Below are 5,875 nucleotides of genomic sequence, written 5' to 3'. Positions count from 1 at the left end.
GTTTGTCAGCAGTCTGAGACCGCCTAGCGGCGGCCTGTCGGTTTATTTCAGCAGAGCCTCCAGCTCGGCTTCTGCCCTGGCGCGGGCTTCCGCTTCTGCGGCTCTGGCGGCATCGGCGACGCTCTCTCCGGCTGTATGAGAGGCGGCACTGACGGCCTGTTTGGCCGGAGCGGAAGCAGCCTTGGTTGCCTCTTGCGTCACGGTGGCAGCGGTGCTGCTGACGGCCTGTTTGGCAGGAACGGCAACAGCCTTGGTGGCCTCTTGCGTCACGGTGGCAGTAGTGCTGCTGACTGCTTGTTTGGCAGGAGCGGCAACAGCCTTGGTTGCCTCTTGCGTCACGGTGGCAGTGGCACTGCTGACAGCCTGTTTGGCAGGCGCGGCAACGGCTTTGGTCGCTTCTTGCGTCACGGTGGCAGCAGTGCTGCTGACGGCTTGCTTGGCCGGAGCGGCAACGGCCTTGGTGGCCTCTTGTGTCACGGTGGCAGCGGTGCTGCTTACTGCTTGCTTGGCAGGAGTGGCAACGGCCTTGGTGGCCTCTTGTGTCACGGTGGCAGCGGTGTTGCTGACGGCTTGCTTGGCCGGAGCGGCAACGGCCTTGGTGGCCTCTTGTGTCACGGTGGCAGCGGTGCTGCTGACGGCCTGTTTGACAGGAACGACAACTGCTTTGGTCGCTTCTTGCGTCACGGTGGCAGCAGTGCTGCTTACTGCTTGCTTGGCAGGAGTGGCAACGGCCTTGGTGGCCTCTTGTGTCACGGTCGCAGCGGCACTGCTGGCGGCCTGTTTGGCTGGCGCTGTGACTGCGGTGGTTGCAGAGCGGGTAAGAGCGGTCGTGCTTTGGCTCACCGCTTGGGTGGCCTGTCCGGTGGCCTGTCTGGTGGCGTGGGCGGCTGCGCCGCTGATGGCCTGACTGGCGCTGTTGGTCAGCGAGCCGGTGACGCCACGGGTCACTGTGCCCAGCGCGCTGCCAAGGGAAAAGGGGGAGGCGCCACTCTGACTAGTCGCCGCGCCGCTCAGGGTATTGGCCGCAGGGAGGAGCCGGCTGGCGGGGTGTTGCCAGCCCTGCATGGCGGTAGGCCAAACCGGTGCTGCGTCAGCCAGGTTTTCACCAAAGGTCTGGGTGGTGCCATCCCCTTTTTGCAGCAAAACCGACATCTGGTTGGTTTGCGAGTTCCATACCATCCCTGCCTGCTTGGCGATATCCGGCACCGGCGCATACTCGGAGACCACATAAAACAGCGGCCCCTCCTGCTGTAACTTGTCGGCGGTCTTGAGCAGCTGCATGGTGCTGTCGTAGTGGGGGCCGAGGATGGCGGTCATCCGATCCTTGATCAGGGGTTGTTCGAACAGATTGACCTCGTTCGGGTCAAAGCCGACCAGTGGCTTGAGCAGGGCCCACATCAGCTGGCTGGTGGGGCTCATCAGCAGCAAGGGGGCAACGCAGGCGGATAACATCAGGCTCAGGCAGGCCGCCTTGAGCAACGGCATGATACGCATCGGGAGTGCATCCAGTAAATGTTTGATATATAAGGTTATGTTTTGTCTTGGTCGACAGAGTCACCTGGGGTGGCCGCAGCAAGCATCCTGCTGTTGGGTGCGGGCGCAGGCAGGCTACCATATTGGTTCCACAATGCCAGCAGGCTGTATGATTGCCAGTCAAGTAAACCCCTCTGCTGGTCGCTTCTTCGAACATGCCTCGCATCGAAACTGGATCCCTCTCATGAGAAATTTACTGCTCTGCCTGCTGCCCTCTCTCTGGCTTGTCCCCGCGTTGGCCGCGCCCAAAACCACAGTGGTGGGCGACTCTGCCAGCCCCGAGCTGCTACTGCCGCTGGGGTCGTTGCCCGAGCGGGTCTGCTGGTTTGCGGATCAGAAATATTCCGAAGGGGCCCGGATTCTGCAGGGGGATATCTGGCTGGTGTGCGGCCCGCTGAACGACCTCGAGAGCAATGGCCCGCTGGCCTGGCGCTCTCCTGCGGTGGTGCTGCCTGCCACCCGGGGCGCAAAAGATCAGAAGACGATTTCCGTGGGTCAGTGAGGCTTTTCTTGATCCAGCTAAAGACATGGACGTGATCCCTGTCGCATAATGCAGCTCCTTTCTTCTCTTGACTGGAACCCAAGAAATGGCTCGTCGCTCTTCCAATGCACAACGTCGTCGCAGTAGTTGGTGGTACAAACGCTTGTTGGCAAGGGAGCGGGAAGAGCGTGAAGCACGTTCCGTAAGAGATTGATACCACATTGAAAAACGGAGCCTCGGGTTCCGTTTTGCATTTATCACCAGCTCGGCGTTACTCTTCCAATGCACAGCCTGGTTGCAGTAACGGGTGGTTCAAACCCTTGTTGGCAAGGGAGCGGGAAGAGCGTGAAGCACGTTCCGTAAGAGATTGACACCAAATTGAAAAACGGAGCTTCGGGCTCCGTTTTGCATTTATCACCAGCTCGGCGTTACTCTTCCAATGCACAGCCTGGTTGCAGTAACGGGTGGTACAAACGCTTGTTGGCAAGGGAGCGGGAAGAGCGTGAAGCACGTTCCGTAAGAGATTGATACCACATTGAAAAACGGAGCCTCGGGCTCCGTTTTCTATTTCTCACCGTCAATAGCACGATAACGGGGGCCATCAGGCCCCCGTTTTGCTTTTGCAGATTTTTTGCTGCTTGCGGCTTAGCGCTGCAAGGCGGCCAGTGCCAGTTCGACCCGTTTGGCGTACTCGGGGTCGGCCTGCTCGAAGTGTTTGAGCTGGGCCGCGACGATGGCGTCATCCTCCACGTTGATCAGGGAGCGGGCCAGGTTGGCGGCGAGCCGTGAACGCTGCCCCTCGTCCATGATGCGGAACAGGTTGCCCGGCTGGCTGTAGTAGTCGCTGTCGTAGTCACGGAAGTCATAGTGCAGGGCCGCCCCTTCCAGACTCAGCGCCGGTTCGTGCTGCTCGCTCGGTTGTTGGGTACCGAAACGGTTCGGTTGATAGTTGGGGCTGGCGCCGCCATTGCTGTCTGCCCGCATGGCACCGTCGCGGTGGGCGCCGTGATGGAACGGGCAGCGCGGGGCGTTGACCGGCAGCAGACCGTGGTTGACGCCAAGGCGATAGCGCTGGGTGTCGCCATAGGAGAAGAGCCGCCCTTGCAGCATACGATCCGGCGAGAAGCCGATACCGGGCACCACGTTAGCCGGGGTAAAGGCGGCCTGCTCCACATGGGCGAAGTAGTTGTCGGGGTTCTGGTTAAGCTCCAGCACGCCCACCGGGATCAGCGGGTAGTCGCTGTGGGGCCACACCTTGGTGAGGTCGAACGGGTGGATGTTGTAAGTCTGGGCGTCAGCCTCCGGCATCACCTGCACATAGACCTTCCAGCGCGGGAAGTCGCCTCGCTCGATGGCGTTGAACAGGTCGGCCTGACTGGTCTCCCGATCCTGCCCGACGGCGGTGGTGGCCTCTTCATCGGTGTAGAAGCTGTGGCCCTGTTCGGTCTTGAAGTGGAACTTGACCCAGAAGCGCTCATCGGCCGAGTTGATAAAGCTGAAGGTGTGGCTGCCGTAGCCGTTCATCTCCCGCAGGCTCTTGGGAATGCCGCGATCGCTGAACAGTATGGTGACCTGATGCAGGGATTCCGGATGGCGTGACCAGAAGTCCCAGGCGGCGGTGGCGCTGCGCAGGTTGGTGCGCGGATCCCGCTTCTGGGTGTGAATGAAGTCAGGGAATTTCAGCGGGTCGCGGATGAAAAAGACCGGGGTGTTGTTGCCCACCAGATCCCAGTTGCCCTGCTCGGTGTAGAACTTGAGGGCGAAGCCGCGCACGTCGCGCTCGGCATCGGCGGCGCCCTTCTCACCGGCCACGGTGGAGAAGCGCAGGAATACCGGCGTCTGCTTGCCGATGGCGCTGAACAGATCGGCCTTGCTGAACGCGCTGATGTCATGGGTCACGGTAAAGGTGCCGTAGGCGCCCGAGCCCTTAGCGTGAACCACCCGCTCGGGAATGCGCTCGCGGTCGAAGTGGGCGAGTTTCTCCATCAACCAGATATCTTGCATCAATACGGGGCCGCGCGGGCCGGCGGTGAGGCTGTTGTTGTTGTCGACGACGGGGGCGCCGTTGGCGCTGTGCAGGGTCTTGTCAGTCATGGCTTCTCTCCTTGTTGATATGGGGTCAGCCTACGGATCTGCGCAGAGATGGGCCAATGGGCCTTTCCTCGCCCTTTGATAGGCAAGACAAATGGGTGCGGGTGGGGGATGTGTAACCGCGCTGGATATTGCATGATGGAGGTTTCGAGAAGGAGCCTCATATGCAGATTACCATCCGTCATGCCGAACCCGCCGATGCCCCCGCCTTGCGGGATCTCTATGCCATGCCCAATGCCCAGGCGGGCACCTTGCAACTGCCTTTTCCGACCCTGGGCGTGTGGCAACAGCGGCTGGAACAGAGTGGTGTGGTAGCGCTGATCGCCGAGGTAGAGGGGAAGTTGGTAGGCCAGATCGCATTACATGTAGAGCCCAATCCGAGACGTAAGCATGTGGCCAGTATCGGTATGGGAGTGCGGGATGACTGGGCTGGCAAGGGGGTTGGTTCGGCCTTGCTGGGGGCCGTGCTGGAGATGGCAGATAACTGGCTCAACCTGCACCGGATTGAGCTGACCGTCTATACCGACAATGAGGCCGCACAGGCGCTCTATCGCAAGTTCGGTTTTACCGAGGAGGGGCGAGCCCGCGACTATGCCTTCCGCCAGGGGCGCTATGTGGATGCACTCTATATGGCCAGAGTCCCGGGAGGCGCCAGTCGCTAACGTTATGGTCGATTATCATGCCAGATTGCGCCCGGTGATCCGGGCGCTGGAGCAGAATCCCGATCTCTCCATCGAAACGCTGGCAAGCAATGCCTGCTTGTCTTTCTACCATTTTCACCGGGTGTTTACGGCTGTGGCGGGGGAGACGCCCGGGGAGATGTGTCGTCGTCTGCGCATCCAGCGGGCTGCTTGGCGGCTCTGCTATACCGATGCCAGTGTCACGGCCATTGCGTTGGGGGCGGGGCTCGCCAGTTCTCAGGCGTTTGCCAAGGTATTTCGCCGTTACTATGGTTGCTCGCCGGGAGAGTTTCGCCGCGACAAGAGCAAGAATGGACACTTGATGAGCAAGGATGGACACGCACTTGTGCAGCCGAATCCTTATGCTGAGGGTCACTCATCAGCAAGGAGCAATACCATGAAAACCATCGAGATGGACGCCCGCACTCTGGCCTATATGCGTGTCACCGGCCCCTATGGCGAGGGGTATGACCCCGTCTGCAGCCAGCTGCATCAGTGGGCCAGCGCCCGCGGTCTGGAAGGTGGGGAGTGGATCTTCATCTATCACGATAACCCCGAGGTGACTCCGCCAGCCCAGTGTCGCACTGACATCGGGGTAACGGTACCTGCGGGGACGGTGGGGATGGGAGCGGTCGAGATCCAGCTTATTCCCGCCGGTCGTTACGCCCAGTCCCGTTATCTTATTACCGACCGCAGTCAGTATGGCCCGCGTTGGCAGGAGCATATCGGCGACATCGTTGCTGCCGGGCTGGAGTTTGGCAATGGTCCCTGTTTCGAGCTCTATCACAGTATGAGTGATGATCCGGTGCAGGACGATGTCAGCTTCTGCTCCAGCCTCAAGGGGTAGGGCACATCCAGGCAAAGAGCTGTGCGCAGCACATCGCGCAGCAACGAGAGAGCCGGACAGTGTCCGGCTCTCAGATTGCTGAAGAACCCCCCACTTTTTCAAAGAGGGGGGTTCTTTTTTCGCTCGGCTCCATGGGGCTGCTCACTGGCTGACAAGTCGGCCTATCGGCCATCTTCGCCATGAAAAAGGCATCAAAGACCATGCTATCGCCCTAACAAGACCATCTGCCGGGGAATTCGGCGG

At 60.5% G+C, this 5,875-nt stretch carries 4 protein-coding genes and 1 pseudogene; 3 read left to right on the top strand and 2 right to left on the bottom strand.

Annotated elements, in window-relative coordinates; translation table 11 throughout:
* Window positions 1-342 precede the first annotated feature (342 nt).
* Window positions 343-1,494: pseudogene (locus tag BN1117_RS16075) on the bottom strand (hypothetical protein); the annotation flags it as partial.
* Between the two features lie 223 nt (window positions 1,495-1,717).
* On the opposite strand from BN1117_RS16075, the gene BN1117_RS16070 reads away from it, so the two are divergent.
* Window positions 1,718-2,035 (top strand): DUF1496 domain-containing protein, encoded by a 318-nt coding sequence (locus tag BN1117_RS16070; protein WP_040099008.1) that lies wholly within the window; start codon window positions 1,718-1,720, stop codon window positions 2,033-2,035.
* Window positions 2,036-2,659: 624 nt separating this feature from the next.
* Here BN1117_RS16070 and BN1117_RS16065 read toward each other — a convergent pair.
* Window positions 2,660-4,108, bottom strand: a complete 1,449-nt coding sequence (locus BN1117_RS16065; RefSeq protein WP_040099007.1) for a catalase — start codon at window positions 4,106-4,108, stop codon at window positions 2,660-2,662.
* Window positions 4,109-4,269: 161 nt separating this feature from the next.
* Between BN1117_RS16065 and BN1117_RS16060 the strand changes: the two genes are divergently transcribed.
* Together BN1117_RS16060 and BN1117_RS16055 are read left to right on the top strand one after the other, a co-directional pair.
* Window positions 4,270-4,767 (top strand): GNAT family N-acetyltransferase, encoded by a 498-nt coding sequence (locus BN1117_RS16060; protein ID WP_040099004.1) that lies wholly within the window; start codon window positions 4,270-4,272, stop codon window positions 4,765-4,767.
* A 4-nt stretch (window positions 4,768-4,771) separates the two neighbouring features.
* Window positions 4,772-5,632, top strand: coding sequence for an AraC family transcriptional regulator (locus BN1117_RS16055; protein WP_040099003.1), 861 nt, complete (start codon window positions 4,772-4,774; stop codon window positions 5,630-5,632).
* Window positions 5,633-5,875: the final 243 nt, after the last annotated feature.

This window comes from Aeromonas australiensis (assembly GCF_000819725.1).
GTDB lineage: Bacteria > Pseudomonadota > Gammaproteobacteria > Enterobacterales > Aeromonadaceae > Aeromonas > Aeromonas australiensis.
The sequence above is the reverse complement of the archived record's forward strand: the minus strand, read 5'-3'. Positions and strand labels throughout refer to the sequence as shown.

Coding starts and splice junctions, on each gene's coding strand:
- BN1117_RS16070 (WP_040099008.1), top strand. CDS start 1,718: ATGAGAAATTTACTGCTCTGCCTGCTGCCCTCTCTCTGGCTTGTCCCC.
- BN1117_RS16055 (WP_040099003.1), top strand. CDS start 4,772: ATGGTCGATTATCATGCCAGATTGCGCCCGGTGATCCGGGCGCTGGAG.
- BN1117_RS16065 (WP_040099007.1), bottom strand. CDS start 4,108: ATGACTGACAAGACCCTGCACAGCGCCAACGGCGCCCCCGTCGTCGAC.
- BN1117_RS16060 (WP_040099004.1), top strand. CDS start 4,270: ATGCAGATTACCATCCGTCATGCCGAACCCGCCGATGCCCCCGCCTTG.